We start from the raw sequence: 18747 nt of genomic DNA, 5'->3' as shown, positions 1-18747 counted from the left end.
AAACTCCGTTCATGTCGCTCTCTCGTCGTGGGTTCATGGCTGCCGTCGCCGCAGCCGGTGCGGGCACGCTGCTGCCACCGTCGGTGTACGCCGCGTTGGCCCGTGAGCCTCGTACGGGAGGGTTGCGCGCGATCAAGCACGTCGTGCTGTTGATGCAGGAGAACCGCTCGTTCGACCACTACTACGGGACCCTCCGTGGCGTGCGCGGGTTCTCCGACCGCAACGCGCTGAAGGGCGTGTTCAACCAGTCGGGCGTGCTGCCGTTCCCGGTGCGTGAGGCGGCGTCCGGCCGTGACATCCAGTACATCGGTGACCTGGACCACAGCTGGAACGGCGGGCACTCGGCGTTGCGCGGCGGGTGGAACGACAACTGGGTGCCGGCGAAGACCGGGGCGACGATGGCGTTCTACACGCGCCAGGACATCCCGTTCCACTACGAGCTCGCGGACACGTTCACGCTGTGCGACGCCTACCACTGCTCAGTGCCGTCCTCGACCTCGCCGAACCGGAACTACTGGGTGTCCGGGTACACGGGTTTCGAGCCGTCGGGAGGCCGTGCGACCGGCAACGCGGCCTACAGCGAGGACACCCACACCGGGTACACGTGGAAGACGTACCCGGAACGCCTTGAGGCGGCCGGGAAGTCGTGGCGCGTGTACCAGGAGTGGGACAACTTCCAGGACAACAACCTGGAGTTCTACGCGCGGTTCAAGGAGATCGCGCGCAAGGTGCTGCCCACCGGGTTCAAGTCGCTGGACAAGCTGTACGGGACCGGCGACCCCGCGCTGATCGGCTCGCTGGACCTCTCGAAGCTCTCCGCCGCGGAGAAGTCGCTGTACTCGCGCGGACTGCACCGGGTGAAGCCCGGCGGACTGGGGGAGACGTTCCGCGCGGACGTCGCCGCGGGCCGGTTGCCCGCCGTGTCGTACCTGGTGCCGTCCTCAGTGGACTCGGAGCACCCCGGCGCGTCCTCGCCCGCCGCCTCCGCCTCGATCACCTACCAGGTGCTGGACGCGCTGGCGTCCAACCAGGAGGTGTGGGAGTCCACGGTCCTGTTCATCACCTACGACGAGAACGACGGCTTCTACGACCACGTGCCGCCACCGCGCCCGCCGTTGTCCGTTGCCGACGAGTACGTGGGTGACCGGCCGTTGGGGCTGGGCGCGCGCGTGCCGATGACCGTCGTATCGCCGTGGTCCGTCGGTGGTTACGTGAACTCGCAGGTGTTCGACCACACGTCGATGACTCAGTTCCTGGAGAAGTGGACCGGGGTGCGGTCGGAGGAGATCTCCGCGTGGCGCCGGACCGTCGCCGGTGACCTGACCTCGGCGTTCGACTTCGACCGGCGCCGGACGTGGCCGGAGGTCGGCGAGCCCGCCGCCGTGCCGCCCGCGACGCCGCGCTGGCGTCCCGCGCCTCCGTCCGAGCAGAAGATGCCGGAGCAGGAGGCCGGACGGCGGCGTGCGCGCGCTCTGCCGTATCAGCCCGACGCGTCGTTGCGGGGGTCGTCGCTGGAGATGTCGAACTCCGGATCGGCGTCCGTGCACTTCGCGCTGTACCCGTACTCGGGCCAGTTCGCGCTGCCGCAGCACTTCGACGTCGCGTCGTCGGCGTCGCTTGAAGTCACGGGCGATCACGACCTCGTGCTGCTGGGGCCCAACGGCTTCCGCCGTGAGTTCGCCGGGTCTTCCTCCGACCGTGCGCGCGTCTCGTCGTCGGTGCGTGGATACAGCCGTGTGCTGACGTTGACGTTCGAGAACAGTGGATCGTCGCGGCTGACGTTCGTGCTGGGGCGGCGTCGTTACGTTGTGAGGCCAGGACATCGGCACGTCATCCCATGGCTGACGGTCATGAACTCCGGCTGGTACGACCTGACGGTGACCGTGGAGGAGGAGCCCCGGTTCCGCCGCCGTCTGTGCGGTCACATCGAGAACGGCCAGGAGTCGATCTCCGGATAACGTTGCCCCCGTGGAGATCAAGGGGGACGAGATCCGGCGGCGGATGATCGAGCACGACTTACTGGATCCCGGCGGGTTCGTGCTCGTCGGGGCCAAGATCACCGGTCAGCTCGACCTGTCCGACGTCGTGGCGAAGAAACCACTGGTGCTGCGCGACTGCACGACCGAGCAGCCGGTGCTGCTCGACCGGGCGCAGTTCTCGCAGCTGGACCTGCGCGGCCTGACCGCGCCCGCCGTGCACGCGCGGGGCCTGACCGTGGACCACAACCTCGGCCTGAGCGGCGCCCGCCTCTCCGCCGCGGAGTCGATCGACGCGCTGCACATGCGCATCGGCGGCAGCGTCTACCTGGACGACGGCTTCCACGCCGCGGGTTCGGTGACGCTCAGCGGATCCCAGATCTCGGCCGTGCTGATGTGCGCCGGCGCCCGTTTCCAGGCGGGGCTCGTGCTCGTCGACCTGCGGGTCGGCGACGGGATCTTCCTGTCCCAGGGGTGCGACGTCTCGGGCGGCGGCATCCACGCCTCGGTGCGCCTGCGCGGGACGAGGGTCGACGGCCAGCTCATCTTCCGGGACGGCCGGGTCAGCTCACCGGATGTCGCGCTGGACCTGCGACACGTGCGTGTGGGCAAGGAACTGTTCCTGCCGTTCGACGGCGTCGAGGGCAAGGCACAGCTCGAAGGCCTCACCTACGAGGGCCTGCCACGAGACGCCACTCTGGACGAATGGCTCTCGTTCCTGGCGACCCGCACCCTGCGCTACTCGACGCAACCGTGGACCCAGCTGGCCGCCGCCCACCAGGCCGCCGGCCACGAACGCGACGTGCGGCGGATCCGGGTGGCCCAGCAACGCGACCTGCGCCGCCGCGGCCAGCTCTCCCGGTGGGGCCGGGCCTGGCACCTGATCCGAGGCGTGACCGTCGGGCACGGTTACCGCCCCGGCCTCGCACTCGTGTGGCTGGCCGGCGTTCTCACCGTGTCGGTGGGTGTGGTGTTGATCTCCGGCGCCGTCCGCTGCTCGACGGTGGAACAGGTCGGCTACGCCCTGAACGTGGCGACACCGCTGGTCAAGGTGGACGCCACCCGCTGCACGGTCGACGCGGGCACGGCCCCGGGCCAGGTGGTTTTGGCGACGACGTGGCTGCTGCAGATCCTGGCCTGGGCCTTCGCGACCCTGTTCGTGGCGGGCTTCACCGGTTTGGTGAGGCGCAACGCGTGACTGTCGGGGGTGTCTGATACACCAGGAGGCATGAACGCGAAGACCGGAGCGAGAAAAGGGGAGCGGGTCCCCGCGGAGTCGCTGCCGGTCGCCCGGATCGTGGTGGACGTGCCCCTGGCCCACCTGGACCGCCCCTTCGACTACTCGGTTCCGTCCGAACTGGACGTTGCCGCGGTCCCGGGCTGCCGCGTGCGCGTGAGGTTCGCGGGCCAACTCGTCGACGGCTACCTGCTGGAGCGCGCCGAAACCTCGGAGTACGGCAAGAAACTGGCCTTCATCGAGAAGGTCGTGTCCCCCGAACCGGTGCTGGCGCCCGAGATCGCCACCCTGGCCCGCGCCATCGCCGACAGGTACGCGGGCGGCATGATCGACGTGCTGCGCCTGGCCATCCCGCCCCGGCACGCCCGAGCGGAAGCCGCCGCCTCGGTGGAGCCGCCGCCGCTGCCTCAGTTGCCCGCGTGGGTGGGGCAGCGGTCGGCCGAGGCGGCACAGGCCGGAGCCGCCCCGCAGGCCGCAGCGGACTCACATGCCGAAGCCGCCTCGGATCCCGAAGAGCCGCGTCCCGCAGCGACCTCACAGACCGAATCTGCCGCGCACCCTGAGGGTGTCTCCTCGGTCGGGGCCGCTCCCGGTTCCGAAGCTGCCCCGCAGACCGAAGCAACCCCGCCTGCCGAAGTCGTTCCGCCGTCCGAGGCGGCGGCCGGGCGTTCTCAGCTGCCGCCCGTCCCCGCCGACGCCTGGGCCCGCTATCCCCGCGGCCCCAAGTACCTGGAGGCCCTGCACGAGGGCCGGCCCGCCCATGCCGTGTGGCAGGCGCTGCCCGCCGAGGACTGGCCCGCGCGGCTCGCGGAGGCGGCTGCCGCCGTGGCGTCGTCCGGGCGTGGGGTGGCCATCGTCGTTCCCGACCACCGCGACCTCGCCCGTGTCGCCGAGGCGTGTGGTGAGCTGATCGAAGGCGTGGTGACGCTGTCGGCCGACCTCGGGCCGTCGGAGCGCTACAAGCGCTGGCTGTCCGTGCGCCGGGGTGTGGCGCGGGTGGTGGTCGGCACGCGGGCAACGGCGTTCGCGCCGGTCAAGGACCCCGGGCTGCTCGTCGTGTGGGACGACGGTGACGATCTGCACGTCGAGCAGCGGTCGCCGTATCCGAACGTGCGTGATGTGTTGGTGCAGCGTGCACATATGACGGGGGCCGCGTTGCTCATCGGCGGGTTCGCTCGCACTGCCGAGGCGCAGTTGCTGGTGGAGACGGGCTGGGCGCACGAGATCGTGGCGTCCCGCGAGACGCTGAGGTCCGTCGCGCCTCGTGTGGTGTCGGTGGGCGACAACGAGTGGCAGGACGTCAAGGACCCTGCCGCCCGCACGGCCCGGTTGCCGTCCATCGCGTTCGACGCCGCCCGGTTCGCCCTCACCGACTCGCCGGTGCTGATCCAGGTGCCGCGCCGTGGTTACGTGCCGTCGCTCGCCTGCGGTCAGTGCCGCGGGCCCGCCCGGTGCCGACGGTGCGCGGGGCCGCTGGCGTTGCCCGGCGGGACCGAGGACGGGCTGCCGAAGCCCGCCTACTGCCGGTGGTGCGCGGCGACGGAGGCCGCGTTCCGGTGCCCCACGTGCGGGTCGCGCAAGCTTCGCGGGCAGATCATCGGGGCCAGGCGCACGGCGGAGGAGCTCGGGCGGGCGTTTCCCGGCATTCCGGTGCGGACCAGCGGCGCGGACGAGGTGCTCACCAAGGTGCCGGGCAAGCCCTCCCTGGTCGTCGCGACGCCGGGCGCCGAACCCGTGGCCGAGGGCGGCTACGGCGCCGTGCTGCTGCTCGACGGGTGGGCGTTGCTGGGCAGGGCCGACCTCCGCGCCGCCGAGGAGGCGCTGCGGCGCTGGATGACGGCCGCGGGGCTGGTGCGGCCCGGAAACGGGCGGGTGGTCGTGATCGCGGACTCGTCGCTGACCCCGGTGCAGGCCCTGGTGCGCTGGGACCCGGTGTGGCACGCCGCCACCGAACTCGCCGCGCGGACCGAGCTGGGCTTCCCGCCGGCGGTCCGGATGGCGACCGTCGACGGCACCCCGGACGCGGTGAACGCCATGCTCGACGAACTCCGCCTGCCGCCCACCGGCGAGATCCTCGGGCCGGTGCCGCTGGGCGACGACGAGACCAGGGAACGAGCCCTGGTGCGGGTCGCGCGGAGCGAAGGCCGTCAGCTGGCCGCCGTGCTGGCTGACGCGCAGGCCGTGCGGACGGCGCGCAAGGAGCAGGAGCTGGTGCGCATCAAGCTCGACCCGCTGGAGGTCCTGTAGGCGCTCAGTTCGCGAAGTGGGAGCGCAGGCCGGCGATGTGCTCGCGGATGTCCTCGTCGGTCAGCTTCTCGTACTCGAGGTACTCGCTCATGTAGGTCATGAGGTCGCCGCGTTCGGGGTGCTCCTCACCCGCGATCACGTGCGCCGTCGTGCCCGCGATGCCCGCCGGGAACAGCAGGAAGCCGTCGAGGCCCGCCATCGTGTCGAAGGAGGCGTTCTTGGCCTCCCACAGGGCCCAGACGTCCTCTTCGCGGCCGCACTCGGCGAGCAGCAGGGCGGCGAGCACCAACGTCTCGCGCACACCCCAGCCCTCCTGGTGCGCGGCGGTCTCCTCGGCCAGCAGATGGCGCAGCAGGCCGGCGTCCTCATCGCGGCGTTCACGCAGCAGGAGGTGCAGCGCGTCCTCGCGGTCGGCCTCGTCGAGCGGGGTGTTCGTGAAATCGGTTCGCAACTGATCAAGATCGATCGACACGCCCGCACCTTAGGCCTTCCTCAAGGGGTGTTGCCATCCGGTCACAACGGAGTAGAAGTTTTCGCATGTTGCGAACGGTTGCCGCACTGACGCTCTCCGTCGTACTGGTCGCTCCTGCCCCGGCAGGAGCGGCGGAGTCATCGCCACGCGTGCCCGAGCAGGTGGGCTGGGGAGGCGCTGTCTCGAGCGTCGACCCCGACGCGTCCCAGATCGGCATCGACGTGCTCCGCCGCGGTGGCAACGCCGTCGACGCCGCCGTCGCCACCGCCGCCGCGCTCGGCGTGACCGACCCGTTCAGCGCGGGCATCGGTGGTGGTGGGTTCTTCGTCCACTACGACGCCCGCACCGGCCGAGTGTCCACTTTGGACGGCCGGGAGACCGCGCCGCGGTCCGCGACCGACCAGCTCTTCGTGGAGAACGGCCAGCCCCTGCCGTTCGCCGAGGCGATGACCAGCGGCAAGTCCGTCGGCGTCCCCGGCACGCCCAAGACGTGGCAGCAGGCGCTGCGCAAGTGGGGCACGCTGAACCTGCGCGAGGCCATGGCGCCCGCGGAAGCGTTGGCACGGCGTGGTTTCACCGTCGACCAGACGTTCAACTCGCAGATCACGAACAACGCCGCCCGCTTCGCCGACTTCACCTCGACCCGCGACCTGTACCTGCCCGGCGGCCAGGCGCCCGCGGTCGGCAGCACGTTCCGCAACCCGCAGCTCGCCGACACCTACCGCGAACTCGCCCGCACCGAACTGGCGTCGCTGTACGGCGGCGCGGTCGGCCGCGATCTCGTGAAGGCCGTGCAGAAGCCGCCGGTCGTGCCCGGCTCGACCCGCAACGTCCGCGCCGGCGACATGCAGCTCTCCGACCTGGCCCGCTACCAGGTCGAACGCCGCGACCCGACGCGCACCAGCTACCGCGGTCTCGACGTCTACGGCATGGCGGCGCCGTCGTCGGGCGGCACGACCGTCGGTGAGGCGCTCAACATCCTGGAGTCGACCGACCTGTCGAAGGTCTCCGACGTCGAGTACCTGCACCGCTTCATCGAGTCGACCAAGCTCTCCTTCGCCGACCGCCTGCGCTGGGTGGGCGACCCCGCCTTCTCCCGCGTGCCGACCGAGGGCCTGCTCTCGCAGAAGTTCGCCGACAGCCGCGCGTGCCTGATCAAGCCCGACGCCGTGCTGCCCGCCCCGCAGCCCGCCGCCGACCCGCGCGACCCGAAGGCCTGTGAAGCCACCGCCGGACTCTCGGCCCTGCGCGAGGACGCCGAACGCACCACGCACCTCACGACCGCCGACCGCTGGGGCAACGTCGTCGCCTACACCCTGACCATCGAGGCGGAGGGCGGCAGCGGCATCGTCGTGCCGAACCGCGGCTTCCTGCTCAACAACGAGCTCACCGACTTCGAGTTCGTCGCCCCGACCGCCGGCGTGCCGCACCCGAACCTCCCCGGCCCCGGCAAGCGCCCGCGCTCGTCGATGGCCCCGACGATCGTCCTCGACCACGGCAAGGTCGTGCTCGCCGTCGGCTCACCGGGCGGTTCCACGATCATCACCACGGTCGCCCAGATCCTGACCGGCCGCCTGGACCGCAAGATGTCCCTGCTCGACGCCGTCGCGGCCCCGCGCGCCTCCCAGCGCAACGCCGCCACCACCCCGGCGGAGGCCGCGTTCCTCGCCGCCTCGACCACCGCGGGCCTGCAGGCCATCGGGCACAAGTTCAGCCAGAACGCCGAGATCGGCGCCGCCACGGCCGTCGAACGGGCCAAGGACGGCCGCTGGCGCGCGGTCGCCGAGCCGACGCGGCGCGGAGGTGGCGCGGCCCGCGTGGTGAAGGTGGGCTGACCCCGCGGCACCAGCACGCTGAAGGGACGGGTCGCGTGACGGCCCGTCCCTTCGCTGTGGGCGGCCCTGTCAGTTCGCGGAGTGAGCGCGCGGCCGGCTACTTGTTGGTGCGTCCGTCGATGCGTTCGCGGAGGAGGTCGGCGTGGCCGTTGTGCTGCGCGTACTCCTCGATCAGGTGGATGTAGAGCCAGCGCACCGAGATCTCGCCCACCCGTTCGTGCAAGAAGACGTCGTCGAGGTCCCGCGTGGCCGCCGCCGCGCGGCACTCGGCCATCTCGGCCACGAGCTCCGCGTACTCGGCCTCCGCGCGGGATCGAGGCCCTCGAAGGCGCCGTCCCAGTTGCCGGGCACGCTGTGCCGGGCCTTCACGTCCTGGCCGGCCAGACGGACGCGGAACCACACGCGCTCCACGTCCGCGAGGTGGCGGATCAGACCCAGCAGGCTCAGGTTCGACGGCGCAGCGGACTCTTCGGCCAGCTGTTCACCGGTGAGCCCGGCGCAGTTCTGCAGGAACGTGGCTCGATGGCGGTCGAGCCACGCCTCCAGCATCGGGCGTTCCGCCCCGAGGAGCGGTTCGTCGGTGATGTCTACTTCGGGTGCCGTCCAGGTCATGGCTCCATGATCACTCGAACCCGCCCTCGTAGACGACCTCGTTGTCGGAGTCGCGGCCGACGACGTGCAGGCGCTTGGAGTAGTCGATCTTGTTCTGTGTGGCGGAGACCGGGATCGTGGCGATGAAGTAGCCGTCGACGACGTCCGCGGTCACCGCTTGCTCGTCGTCGACGGACACCTCGACGGTGTCGACCGAGCGCTTGATGCGCCCGACGGCCATGAGCGCCGACTCGTTCCCGTGAATGGTGACCAGCACGGGCTTCTCGGGCTTCTTCGTGACGGCGGGCAGATGCTCCCAGTGCACGCCGGTTCCCACGCCGGGGCCGAAGACGCAGGTCGCCCACGCGTCGTGCTCACGATGGGCGATGAGCACACCCGCTCGCTGGTCGAGACCCGACACCAGCAGCGGCTCCCAGTTCTGGAGGTCGCCGGCGTTCGCTCCGTTCTGGTACGAGGTGTCGGTGCACCTGGCGATGACGTTCACCAGCGTCCACGGGTCGGGGTCCCCGCTCTCGAAAGTCTGCGATTCGGTGACCGCCCCCTCGGGGATGTCCGGCATCGGGGTGGCCCGGTCATCGAAGACGAGATCGAAGTACGAGTTCTGGTACCGGGTGTCGACGACGAAGAAGTGTGGCGTGACGACGCCGTCGCCGGCCTCGAAGTCCTGGTCGCGGAACTCCGGCTTCGGGCCGGTCTTCAGCGTCCGCGCGTCCTTCGGCGGAATCCCCGCGATGATCCCGTAAGAGCGGAAGGTGACCGTGCCCTCCCGCAGGTCTGTGGGCCGGAAGCTCTGCGACGCCACATAGGCCTTGGTACGGGTGAGCTCGCAGAAGCGGCCGTCCTGGCCGACCAGAACCTTGCTCAGGCCGAACTCCACCATCTCGGAGGACTGCCAGTTCTGGTCACCCAGTGCGGTGCGGCACCGCGCAAGGTCCATGCCGGAGGGCTGGACGACGCGCTCGTGGCCGGGGCGGGCGTTGTGGATGAACGGCTGGACGACGAACTGGGCGGCGGCGACACCTCCCGCGATCAGGAGCACCGCGGCCGCCACCGCCAACGGCGCGCGGCCACGGCGGCCCAGGGACTCGGCGGCCTCGGCGAAGTCCGGGCGCATGCGCTCCTTGACGTCGGCGGGGAGCGTACGGCGGGGCGGCAGGTCGAAGGCCATCACTCCACCTCCAGGGTGTCGTAGGAGAGTTGCTTGCGCAGGCGGGCGCGGGCACGCGAGATGCGCGAGCGGACGCTCGCCTCGGCGACCCCCAGTGCCTCGGCGGCCTGCGCGGTGGACAGTTCGCCGAACAGCACGAGTTCCACGGCCTCGCGTTCGGCGCGGGGGAGACGTTCGACCGCCTCCAGCACCTCGCGCAGCCGGGCCTCGTGGTCGAGCGACGCCGCGACGTCGTCGGCGTGGTCGCGCTGCACCTCGTTGCGCGGCACGCGGTGCAGCAGCCGGGTGAACCGCGCTTTGCGGCGGAACTCCGAACGCGCCAGGAAGCCCGCGACGGTGAACAGCCACGGCAGCGCGCTGTCCCGCACGAGCGTCATCTCGGCGCGGCGGCGCCACGCGGTCATGAACGTCGCCGACGTCAGGTCCTCCGCCGTCGACCACGACGCCGTCAGGCGGTACGCGTGGTTCCACACCGCCTCGGCGTAGCGGTCGTAGAGCTCGCTGAACGCGTGCTCGTCGCCGCGGGTCCACAGTTCGGCGTCCGACGGGGCGTCGTCGCGCACGCCGGCCGCCCCCTCCCAGATCGGTCGCATCAGCCTCATGACCTGGAGGTGTCCACCTTCCGGCCGAGTGTTGCACCCGATCTTCCTACCTCGGGCTGACGCAGGGTCGATACTCCGAGCCGATGTGAGCTGACCTGCGCGAACGGCACAGTTGACCACATGACGACGACCACTGTTTCCGGCACCCAGACGGCCCACATCGACTTCCACGCGTTGCTGCGGCCCGTGCTGACGGCGCTGCGCTTCACCGGCCACTTCGTCGTGGCGCTGGTGGGCGTGATCTTCCTCGGCAGCGCGTCCGAGCACTGACCGCGCTCCTCGTAGACTGACCTACAGTCCACACGAGGAGCATTGCGTGACCGTCCAACCCATCCGCCTGTTCGGCGACCCAGTGCTGCGCACCGCGGCCACCGAGGTCACCGACTTCGACAAGGAACTGCGCACCCTGGTCAAGGACCTGTGGGACACGATGCAGGACGCCGGCGGAGCAGGACTCGCCGCGCCTCAGCTCGGTGTTGGACTGCGCGTGTTCACGTACCACTGCGACGGTTTCGCGGGTCACCTCATCAACCCCACGTGGGACGTGGTCGGCGAAGAGATGCAGGACGGCTCCGAGGGCTGCCTGTCCATCCCCGGCATGTCGTGGGACTGCAAGCGCCACCTGCACGTGGTGGCCAAGGGCTGGAACATGCACGGTGAGCCCGTCGAGGTCGAAGGCACCGAGACGCTGGCCCGCTGCATCCAGCACGAGTCGGACCACCTCGACGGAGTGCTGTTCCTCGACCGCCTCGACGCCGACACCCGCAAGCTGGCCATGCGGGAAATCCGGCAGTCCGACTGGTTCGACGGTACGGTCCCCACCTTGAAGCAGAGCCCGCACCCACTCTTCGGCAGGTCCAGCTGACCATGCGACTCGTGTTCGCCGGTACGCCCGAGGTCGCACTGCCCTCGCTGCGCGCCCTCATCGACTCCTCCCGCCACGACGTCGTCGCCGTGGTCACCCGCCCCGACGCCCCCTCCGGCCGAGGCCGCAGGCTCGAGCGCTCCCCGGTCGGCGCGCTCGCCGACGAGCACGGCATCGAGGTCCTCACCCCGGTCAAGGCCGGGGAGCCCGAGTTCCTGGAGCGCCTGCGCGCGCTGGAACCCGACCTCTGCCCGGTCGTCGCCTACGGCAACCTGCTCCCGCAGCGCACGCTCGACGTCCCGAAGTTCGGCTGGGTCAACCTCCACTTCTCCGTGCTGCCCGCGTGGCGCGGCGCCGCGCCGGTGCAGGCCTCCGTGCGCAACGGCGACGACATCACGGGCGCCTCGACGTTCCGCATCGTGAAGGAACTCGACGCGGGCCCGGTATTCGGCGTGGTGACCGAGAAGGTGCGCGACCGCGACACCTCCGGCGACCTGCTGACCCGGTTGTCCCTCTCGGGAGCCGACCTGTTGCTGTCCACTGTGGACGGCATCGAGGACGGCACCCTGCGCGCCGTCGACCAGCCCGACGACGGCGTGACCTACGCCCCGAAGATCTCCGTCGAGGACGCGCGCCTCGACTTCACCACGCCCGCCACGGCCGTCGACCGCCTGGCGCGCGCCGTGACACCGGAGCCCGGCGCGTGGGCCGAGTTCCGGGGAGAACGGCTCAAGCTCGGCCCCGTCACGCCGGTCGCCGACGTGACGCTGCCGGCGGGCGAGGTGCTCGTCGAGCGCAAACGCGTGCTCGTGGGCACCGCCACCACCGCCGTGGCCCTCGGTGAGGTCCAGGCGCAGGGCAAGAAGCGCATGGCCGCCACCGACTGGGCGCGCGGCGTGCGGATCGAATCAGGGGAGCGCATCGCATGACGCGCTCCCGGACGAGCTCGGCAGGCGCCGCCTGTGAGCGGCAGGACAGGAACGTGGCGCGCGTGATCCGCGGCGCCGCAGGGGAGCCAGAGACAGTGGAGTACAACGCATGACCGGCCACCCGCGAGGCGCTTCCAAGCCTTCCCGCCCGAGCAGGCCCCACCCGCCTAAGCGGCGCACCGGACCCTCCCGGCCACCCGTGGAGGACCCGGCACGCCTCGCCGCGCTGGAGACCCTGCGCGCCGTGCGGCAGCGTGACGCGTACGCGAACCTGGTGCTGCCGCAGATGCTGCGCGACCGCCGCATCACCGGCCGTGATGCCGCGCTCGCCACCGAACTCACCTACGGCGCGTCCCGGGCCCAGGGCCTGCTCGACGCCGTCATCGAGGCGTGCTCGGACCGCCCGATGTCCGAAGTGGACGGCTCGGCGCTCGACGCGTTGCGGCTGGGCACGTACCAGCTGCTGCGCACCCGGATTCCGTCCCACGCCGCGGTCGCCTCGACCGTCGACCTCGTGCGGGCCGAACTCGGGTCCGGCGTCGCGGGCTTCGTCAACGCCGTCCTGCGCCGGGTGGCCGAGCAGGACGAGGCCGCGTGGGTCGACGAGCTCGCACCCGACCCGGACACCGACCCGATCGGCAACCTGGCCTTCACCCACGCCCACCCGCGCTGGATCGCGCAGGCGTTCGCGGAGGCCCTCGGCAGCCGCGAGGAAGCGCTGAAGCTGGCTCTCGCGGCTGACGACGCGCGCCCGGCCGTGCACCTGGTGGCACGTCCCGGCGAGGTGAGCGCCGACGAGCTCGCCGCCATCACCGGCGGCGACGTGGCGCCCTACTCGCCTTACGGCGTGCACCTGGAGCCTGGCGCGGGCGACCCGGGCGATCTCGAGCCCGTCCGGGAACGCCTCGCCAACGTCCAGGACGAGGGCAGCCAGCTGTGTGCCTTGGCCCTGACGCGCGCGTCACTCCAGGGCGGCGACAACGGTGGTACGGACGACCGCTGGCTGGACCTCTGCGCGGGCCCCGGCGGCAAGGCCGCCCTGCTGGCCGCGCTGGTCGGCATCGAGGGCGGCGAACTGATCGCCGTCGAGAAGGCGCCCCACCGCGCCGAGCTCGTGCGCAAGCTCACCTCAGGCCTGCCGGTCACCGTGGAGGTGGCCGACGGCCTGGAGACCGGCTTCGTCGAAGGAGCGTTCGACCGCGTGCTGGTCGATGCGCCCTGCACCGGTCTCGGCGCGCTGCGCAGGCGCCCGGAGGCGCGGTGGAGGCGCCAGCCCACCGACGTCGGCACGCTCACGAAGTTGCAGCGCGAGCTGCTCACCGAGGCGTTGCGACTGGTGCGGCCGGGCGGCGTCGTGGCTTATGTCGTGTGCTCACCTCATCTCTCGGAGACCGTAGGGGTGGTGACGGACGTCGCGCGGCGGACCGGGGCCGAGGTGCTGGACACGCGGGAGCTCTTCCCGGGAGTTCCGGACCTCGGGGAAGGACCGCACGTTCAGCTGTGGCCCCATCTGCACGGCACCGACGCGATGTTCTGCGCGGTGCTGCGACGCCCTGTTTGAGCGCTCGTGAAGGACGCTAGCGACGGGGTCTGACAGGTTCTTGACCCTGTCGTCGTCCTTGGGTGCAACGGTTGCGGAATTCACCTGTTCGAGTGACGACGGGGCGCAGGCAATTCCGCGACGGTGACGAATCGGGTGCCTTCTGCGATGTTGTTCCCGTGACCGTGGCGCGAGTCGTGTTGACGTTGACGTGCGTGGCGGCGGCCGGCCTGGCCGGCTGGTTCGCCGTCGCACGGTGGGAAGACGCCAACCGGGTGGCGACCGCGACGTCAGCCGTGTTCGCGGTCGCCGCCGTGGGCGTGGCCGTGTGGGTAGCCCTGCGCACGCCCGGCACCAGCGTTCGGGTCAAAGACACCGGCAGGGCGACGTCGACCGGCAGCGGCACGGCCAACACAGGGGTGATGGGCCCGGTGCAGGGAAACGTCGTAGTCGAACGCACCGGCGAGGCGACCTCGGGAGGGGCCGCGAACTCGGGCGTGCGACTTGACTGATCGCGGTCCCTCACCAAGGCGCATCGACGTCTCCGGTACTGGTGCGGCACACGCCGCCGGAGGTCTCGCCAACACGGGCGTGCTCATCGGGAACGTGACCATCGGTTCCCGGCCCTCGGTGCGAAGCCGTTACCTGGTGCAGGTCCGGCGGATCTTCTCGGGAGAGCTGGCCGGCCGCGTCCCCGAACTCCAGGCGTTACGGGACTTCTGCACCGCGGACTCGGTACCGAGTCCCTACCGCTGGCTGCGCGCGCCCGCGTGGTCGGGCAAATCGGCCCTGCTCGCGTGGTTCGTGCTACACCCGCTCGACAACGTGCGGATCGTGTCCTTCTTCATCACCGCCCGGCTGGCCGATCAGAACGATCGCAACGCTTTCATCACCGTCGTGATGGAACAGTTGCTGGAGTTCCTCGACGAGCCGATGCCGCCGTTTCTCACCGCTGCCAACCTGGAGGTCCACCTCCTCGGTCTGCTGCACGACGCGGCCGCGGCCTGCCGTGAACGCGGTGAGCGCCTGGTCCTGGTGGTCGACGGCCTGGACGAGGATCGCGGTGTGCACACCGGTTCTGATTCGCACAGCATCGCCAAGCTGCTGCCGCCGGCCCCCGAATACGGCATGCGCGTCATCGTGTCCGGAAGGCCCAACCCGCCGATCCCCGTCGACGTGCCGAACGACCACCCGTTGCGCGACCCGAGCACCGTGGTGGAGCTCGCGCCGTCCCCGCACGCCGAGGCCCTTCGCGAGGGCATGGTCAACGACCTGAAGGAACTCCTGCGCGGCGGCGGGATCGCGCACGACCTGCTCGGCCTGGTGACCGCCGCCGGCGGTGGCCTCACGGCCGCGGATCTGGTCGCTCTGACCGGTGCGAAGCTGTCGGAGGTCGAAGGATGCCTCGAAACGGTGTCCGGCCGCAGCTTCGCGGCACGTCCCGGCCACTTCACGCCGGACGCGGCGGACGTCTTCCTGCTGGCCCACGAAGAGCTTCAGCGCAGCGCGGAGGACAGGCTGCGCAACGACAAGGAGCTCGACGGCTACCGGGGCGATCTGCACTCCTGGGCGGACCGCTGGCGGCGGGAACGCTGGCCCGAGGACACGCCCGAATACCTGCTGCGCGGCTACTACAACATGCTGAGCGCCAGCGGGGACGTCCGCCGCATGGTCGCCATGGCCACCGACGCGGCCCGGCAGGACCGGCTGCTGGCCGTGTCCGGCGGCGACGCCCTCGCCTTGGCGGAGATCACCACCGTGCAGCACGCGCTCGCCGAGGCCGACGACCCGGACCTCGTCTCCCTCGCTCGGCTGGCAGTGCACCGCGATCACCTGATCGAGTGCAATGCGACGACGTCCGCGGAACTTCCCGCGGTGCTGACGCTGCTGGGGCAGCACGGCCGGGCGGAGGCAGTCATCGCGTCGATCGCCGACCCGTTCCGACGGTGCAACGCGGTGCTCGCGGTGTCCCAGGCACTTGCCGCGTCGGGCGACTCACTCGGCGCACACGGGACACGTGCGCGGGCAGAGTCGTTGGCAGTGCGGCAGTTGGAGCAAGTTCGCCAGTACGTCGCGATCAGGGCGATCGCGGACGTGCACGTGAAGCTCGGCGACATGGCCGCAGCGGTGGCTCTCGTACGCCAGATAACGGATGCCTACTACCGCGACATCGCGCTGGGACTGTTGGTGCCGACGATGACCGCCGAGCTGGACACCGCGCTGGAGGTGGCCCGGTCCATTTCGCGCTCGTCGACGCGAGGAAAGGCGTTGCGGGCTCTCGTGACGCACCGGGTGTCCGCGCGCGAGGTCGAGGCGGCCGCCGAACTGGCGCAGGAGATCGACGACATCGAGCAGCGGTCCCTGGCGATGATCGAGGTCACCGCCGGTCGCGCCACGACCGACGTTTCGGAGCTTCACCCTCAGCAGCAGGTCGCGGTGCTCGTCTGCGAGGCTCGGTGCCTCGGCCGCTCGGGGAATCGTGCGCAGGCTCTGGCGAAAGCCGAAGTCGCCGCTGGAGTCGCACGATTCATCTCGCTGCCGAACATCCGGGACATCGCTGTCGAGTCGGTGGTGTCGGTGCTGGCCGCGCTCGGCGAGCTGGACTCGGCCGAGAACCTGGCACGTGGCATCGGAAACCCGGGCCAGCGCGGCATGGCGTTGCGCTCCGTGATGACCTCGGCCGTCGGCGACCGGCGGCGCGCACTGGCCGTCGCGAACTCGATCGATGAACCGTTCCAGCAGATGCGCGGGCTGTCCTCGTTGGCGGAAACGCTCGTCAGATCGGGAGACACAGCGGCAGCGGACCAGCTGGTCTCCCGTGCCGTCGACCTCACCGGCGCCATTTCCGATCCCGTGGCGCGCACCAACGCACTGGGCGTGCTGGCCGGCGTGATGGTGCGGATCGGCGACACGGGCGCCGCCTGCGAGCTGATCGCCGACGCGGCCGCAGTCGCACGTGGTGTTGCTGACCCGGTCCGCCAAGGTGAGCTGTTGTGGCTGTTAGTGCTCCGGCTCGCCAAACTCGATCACCGCGCGGCCGAGGCGCTGGCCACGTCCACACCGCACACCGGTCACCGCGTGGCCGCGACGACCTTCCTGGCACACGAGGCCGCGAGATCAGGTGATCTGGCTCGGGCAGCAAGATTGGCCGCGACAGCACAGGCGGTGTCGCGTGCCTTGGCCGAGCCGACGCGACTGGGCGAAGCCCTGGCCTGCCTGGCGTCAGCCGCGGCCAGGCAAGGCCACGTGGATCAAGCGGCGCGGATCATCGACCACATCACCGAACCCGCGTGTGCGGTCCGCCCCCTCGTCGTGCTCGGGGAGGTGGTTGGTGTGCAGGACCGCGACAAAGGGCTGGGCATCGTCGAACGAGCCGCCGCCGTGCTGGAGGGTGTGGCAGACGACGAACTCAGGCTTGTCGTCAACGCTTTCGTCAAGCTGGGCGAGTCGGATCGTGGTGCCGAGGTCGGCGCGTCGATGCCGTACAGCCGCCCTCGGCACCACGTGCTGTGGCGTGCTGTCGAGGCTGTCGCGTCTCAAGGGCGGCTGGCCGCGGCGAGGGACATGCTTCGGCGCTTCGGTGGTGATTCGAGCAGCGGTGAGGCGTTCGCGATGCTGGCCAGGCTCGCGCAGCAGCACGGCGAGGAGGCGTTCGTCGACGAGTTGGTGGAGGAAGCCGAGGCGGTCGCCCGAACGGTCTCCGACCCACATTTGCGAGACACGGCGATGTGGAATGTCGCCACCAGGATGGCGGAGGTCGGACGCTTCGATCGAGCCGAGGCGCTGGCCCGCGCTGTTCAGGCCGACTCGGCAAGGAACGCCGTGCTGGCCGCCGTGGCCGCGAGGCACAGCAACCGCGGCAACTTGGGCAGAGCGGTGGAGATCCTGCGGTCCCTACCCGCGGGGCGCTTGGTCGACTTCGAGCTGAGGTCCACGTGCTGGCGGCTCTGGCGCAAGAACCGTGCCGACGCTGTCCAGGTAGCAGAGTCCATTGTGGATTGTCGGCAGCGTGCGCTGACGTTCGTGGATCTCGCGAATCGGGCGTCGGAGCAGAGTCTGTCAGAAGCGGTGGAACTGATCGAACGAGCTGTCGAGGTCTCTCGATCGATCGCTGACGCCGGGGGTCGGGCCGAAGCGCTGGTCAAGGCCGCCGCGCAGATGAAGGCGGTCGGACAGGTCGCTCGCGCGGTCGAGACCGCTGATGACGCGGTGACGATCGCGCGGGGTGAACCCGACGAGTCGAAGCGTTCCTGGGCACTCGTCCGCGTCGCGGAGGTGCTCGCCGAGGAACTGGACGAAGTCGCCCTCGCCGTCGACGTCGCGGGCTCTTGCTGTTCGTTGCGACGGCAGGGCCGAACCCTGACGAGGATCGGCGCTCATCTGCAGTGGCGGGGACGGTTCGAGACCGCTGAGGAGGTCGTGCAGGCGATCACCGACCACGGACACCGGGCGGACGGATTTCTCGAACTGGCACGCAGCGGCAGGGCAAACCCGAGGAAGGAAGCCCTCCTCGACCTCGCGGAGACGGCTGCGGCCGAGATCGATGAACCAGCGCGGCGAGGCGGGGTGCTGCGGGCGATCGCGGCAGCGGTCCAGGACCCAGGCCGGGCACGTCGGCTGGTCGCTCGGGCGTTGCTCCTCGACCGGTGGCGACTGTCGGCGGACCTCCTGGCCGAGATCGAACCGGATCTGCTCGGAACGATCGTCGCCGAGCTGCGGATCGTGACGAACCGCCCGACCTAAGATCGTCCACATGACACGTGGGCTGCTCGGACTGGTCGCGTCAGGCTGCGGCGGGGTCGAAGGCTGGTTCCGCACGGAACTCGCCGAGCCCGCCGCGCGACGGGGGTGGCGGTTGGCCATCACGTTCACCCCGACCGTCGTCCCGTGGTTCGAGGAAGCCGGGGAACTCGACGAGCTGCAGGCGCTCACCGACCTCCCGATCCGCTGGGGGCCCAGGATGCCGAGCCAGCCCAAGCCCTACCCCACGCCTGACGCGTTCATCTTCGCCCCCGCCAGCGCGAACTCGGTGGCCAAGCTGGCCCTGGGCATCGGCGACAACCAGGCGCTGACGGCGTTGAACGAGGCCATCGGCGTGCAGGGCTGCAAGGTCGTCGTCCAGCCCCAGGCCAACGCGGACAAGCGCCGTCACCCGATGTGGGAGACGCACGTCACGACACTCACCAATGCGGGTGTCGTAGTGGTCACCGACGAGCCTCCCGGCAGGCTGCTCGACCTGCTGGACACCTAGACTTCACCCTTGT

The 18747-nt window shown here is 70.7% G+C and carries 14 protein-coding genes and 1 pseudogene; 11 read left to right on the top strand and 4 right to left on the bottom strand.

Annotation, left to right across the window (positions count from 1 at the left end; translation table 11 throughout):
• Positions 1 to 11: 11 nt before the first annotated feature.
• From SK854_RS02115 to SK854_RS02105, 3 genes are read left to right on the top strand one after another with little or no spacing between them, the layout of a single operon-like run.
• A complete protein-coding gene (locus SK854_RS02115) occupies positions 12 to 1958 on the top strand; it encodes a phosphocholine-specific phospholipase C (protein WP_319973228.1) in 1947 nt (648 codons plus the stop codon).
• 10 nt (positions 1959 to 1968) lie between these two features.
• Positions 1969 to 3174 carry a hypothetical protein gene (locus SK854_RS02110; RefSeq protein WP_319973227.1) on the top strand — a complete coding sequence of 402 codons (1206 nt, stop codon included), beginning with the start codon at positions 1969 to 1971 and terminating at the stop codon, positions 3172 to 3174.
• A gap of 30 nt (positions 3175 to 3204) precedes the next feature.
• Positions 3205 to 5460: a primosomal protein N' family DNA-binding protein gene (locus tag SK854_RS02105; RefSeq protein ID WP_319973226.1), complete on the top strand. Its 2256-nt coding sequence runs from the start codon at positions 3205 to 3207 to the stop codon at positions 5458 to 5460.
• A gap of 4 nt (positions 5461 to 5464) precedes the next feature.
• Here SK854_RS02105 and SK854_RS02100 read toward each other — a convergent pair whose 3' ends face one another.
• Positions 5465 to 5932 (bottom strand): hypothetical protein, encoded by a 468-nt coding sequence (locus SK854_RS02100; RefSeq protein ID WP_319973225.1) that lies wholly within the window; start codon positions 5930 to 5932, stop codon positions 5465 to 5467.
• A gap of 65 nt (positions 5933 to 5997) precedes the next feature.
• Between SK854_RS02100 and ggt the strand changes: the two genes are divergently transcribed.
• A complete protein-coding gene (gene ggt, locus SK854_RS02095) occupies positions 5998 to 7767 on the top strand; it encodes a gamma-glutamyltransferase (RefSeq protein ID WP_319973224.1) in 1770 nt (589 codons plus the stop codon).
• A 97-nt stretch (positions 7768 to 7864) separates the two neighbouring features.
• On the opposite strand, the pseudogene SK854_RS02090 reads toward ggt, so the two are convergent.
• The 3 genes and pseudogenes from SK854_RS02090 to SK854_RS02080 all read right to left on the bottom strand — a co-directional run bounded on the left by SK854_RS02090 (position 7865) and on the right by SK854_RS02080 (position 10149).
• Positions 7865 to 8316 (bottom strand): annotated as a pseudogene (locus SK854_RS02090) (DinB family protein).
• A gap of 73 nt (positions 8317 to 8389) precedes the next feature.
• On the bottom strand, positions 8390 to 9547 hold the full coding sequence (locus tag SK854_RS02085) for a hypothetical protein (RefSeq protein WP_319973223.1): 1158 nt from the start codon (positions 9545 to 9547) through the stop codon (positions 8390 to 8392).
• Positions 9547 to 10149, bottom strand: coding sequence for an RNA polymerase sigma factor (locus tag SK854_RS02080; RefSeq protein ID WP_319973222.1), 603 nt, complete (start codon positions 10147 to 10149; stop codon positions 9547 to 9549). Before SK854_RS02080 ends, SK854_RS02085 begins: the two co-directional genes overlap by 1 nt.
• Before the next feature lie 120 nt (positions 10150 to 10269).
• Between SK854_RS02080 and SK854_RS02075 the strand changes: the two genes are divergently transcribed.
• The 7 genes from SK854_RS02075 (at position 10270) to SK854_RS02045 (ending at position 18734) form a co-directional block, all read left to right on the top strand.
• A complete protein-coding gene (locus SK854_RS02075; RefSeq protein ID WP_319973221.1) occupies positions 10270 to 10419 on the top strand; it encodes a hypothetical protein in 150 nt (49 codons plus the stop codon).
• 46 nt (positions 10420 to 10465) lie between these two features.
• Positions 10466 to 11014, top strand: coding sequence for a peptide deformylase (gene def, locus SK854_RS02070; RefSeq protein ID WP_319973220.1), 549 nt, complete (start codon positions 10466 to 10468; stop codon positions 11012 to 11014).
• A gap of 2 nt (positions 11015 to 11016) precedes the next feature.
• The gene (fmt, locus tag SK854_RS02065) at positions 11017 to 11943 is read left to right on the top strand and encodes a methionyl-tRNA formyltransferase (RefSeq protein ID WP_319973219.1); all 927 of its coding nucleotides are present in this window, start codon (positions 11017 to 11019) and stop codon (positions 11941 to 11943) included.
• A 109-nt stretch (positions 11944 to 12052) separates the two neighbouring features.
• Positions 12053 to 13504 carry an RsmB/NOP family class I SAM-dependent RNA methyltransferase gene (locus tag SK854_RS02060; RefSeq protein WP_319973218.1) on the top strand — a complete coding sequence of 484 codons (1452 nt, stop codon included), beginning with the start codon at positions 12053 to 12055 and terminating at the stop codon, positions 13502 to 13504.
• A 158-nt stretch (positions 13505 to 13662) separates the two neighbouring features.
• Positions 13663 to 13995 (top strand): hypothetical protein, encoded by a 333-nt coding sequence (locus tag SK854_RS02055; RefSeq protein ID WP_319973217.1) that lies wholly within the window; start codon positions 13663 to 13665, stop codon positions 13993 to 13995.
• The gene (locus SK854_RS02050) at positions 13988 to 18226 is read left to right on the top strand and encodes a hypothetical protein (protein ID WP_319973216.1); all 4239 of its coding nucleotides are present in this window, start codon (positions 13988 to 13990) and stop codon (positions 18224 to 18226) included. The genes SK854_RS02055 and SK854_RS02050 overlap by 8 nt, the downstream gene beginning before the upstream one ends.
• A gap of 10 nt (positions 18227 to 18236) precedes the next feature.
• Entirely contained in the window at positions 18237 to 18734 is a 498-nt protein-coding gene (locus tag SK854_RS02045) for a flavoprotein (protein WP_319973215.1), read from the top strand.
• Positions 18735 to 18747: the final 13 nt, after the last annotated feature.

It is taken from the genome of Lentzea sokolovensis (assembly GCF_033949975.1).
In the GTDB taxonomy this organism is placed as follows: Bacteria; Actinomycetota; Actinomycetes; order Mycobacteriales; family Pseudonocardiaceae; genus Lentzea; species Lentzea sokolovensis.
This window is presented reverse-complemented; position numbering and strand designations above follow the sequence as displayed.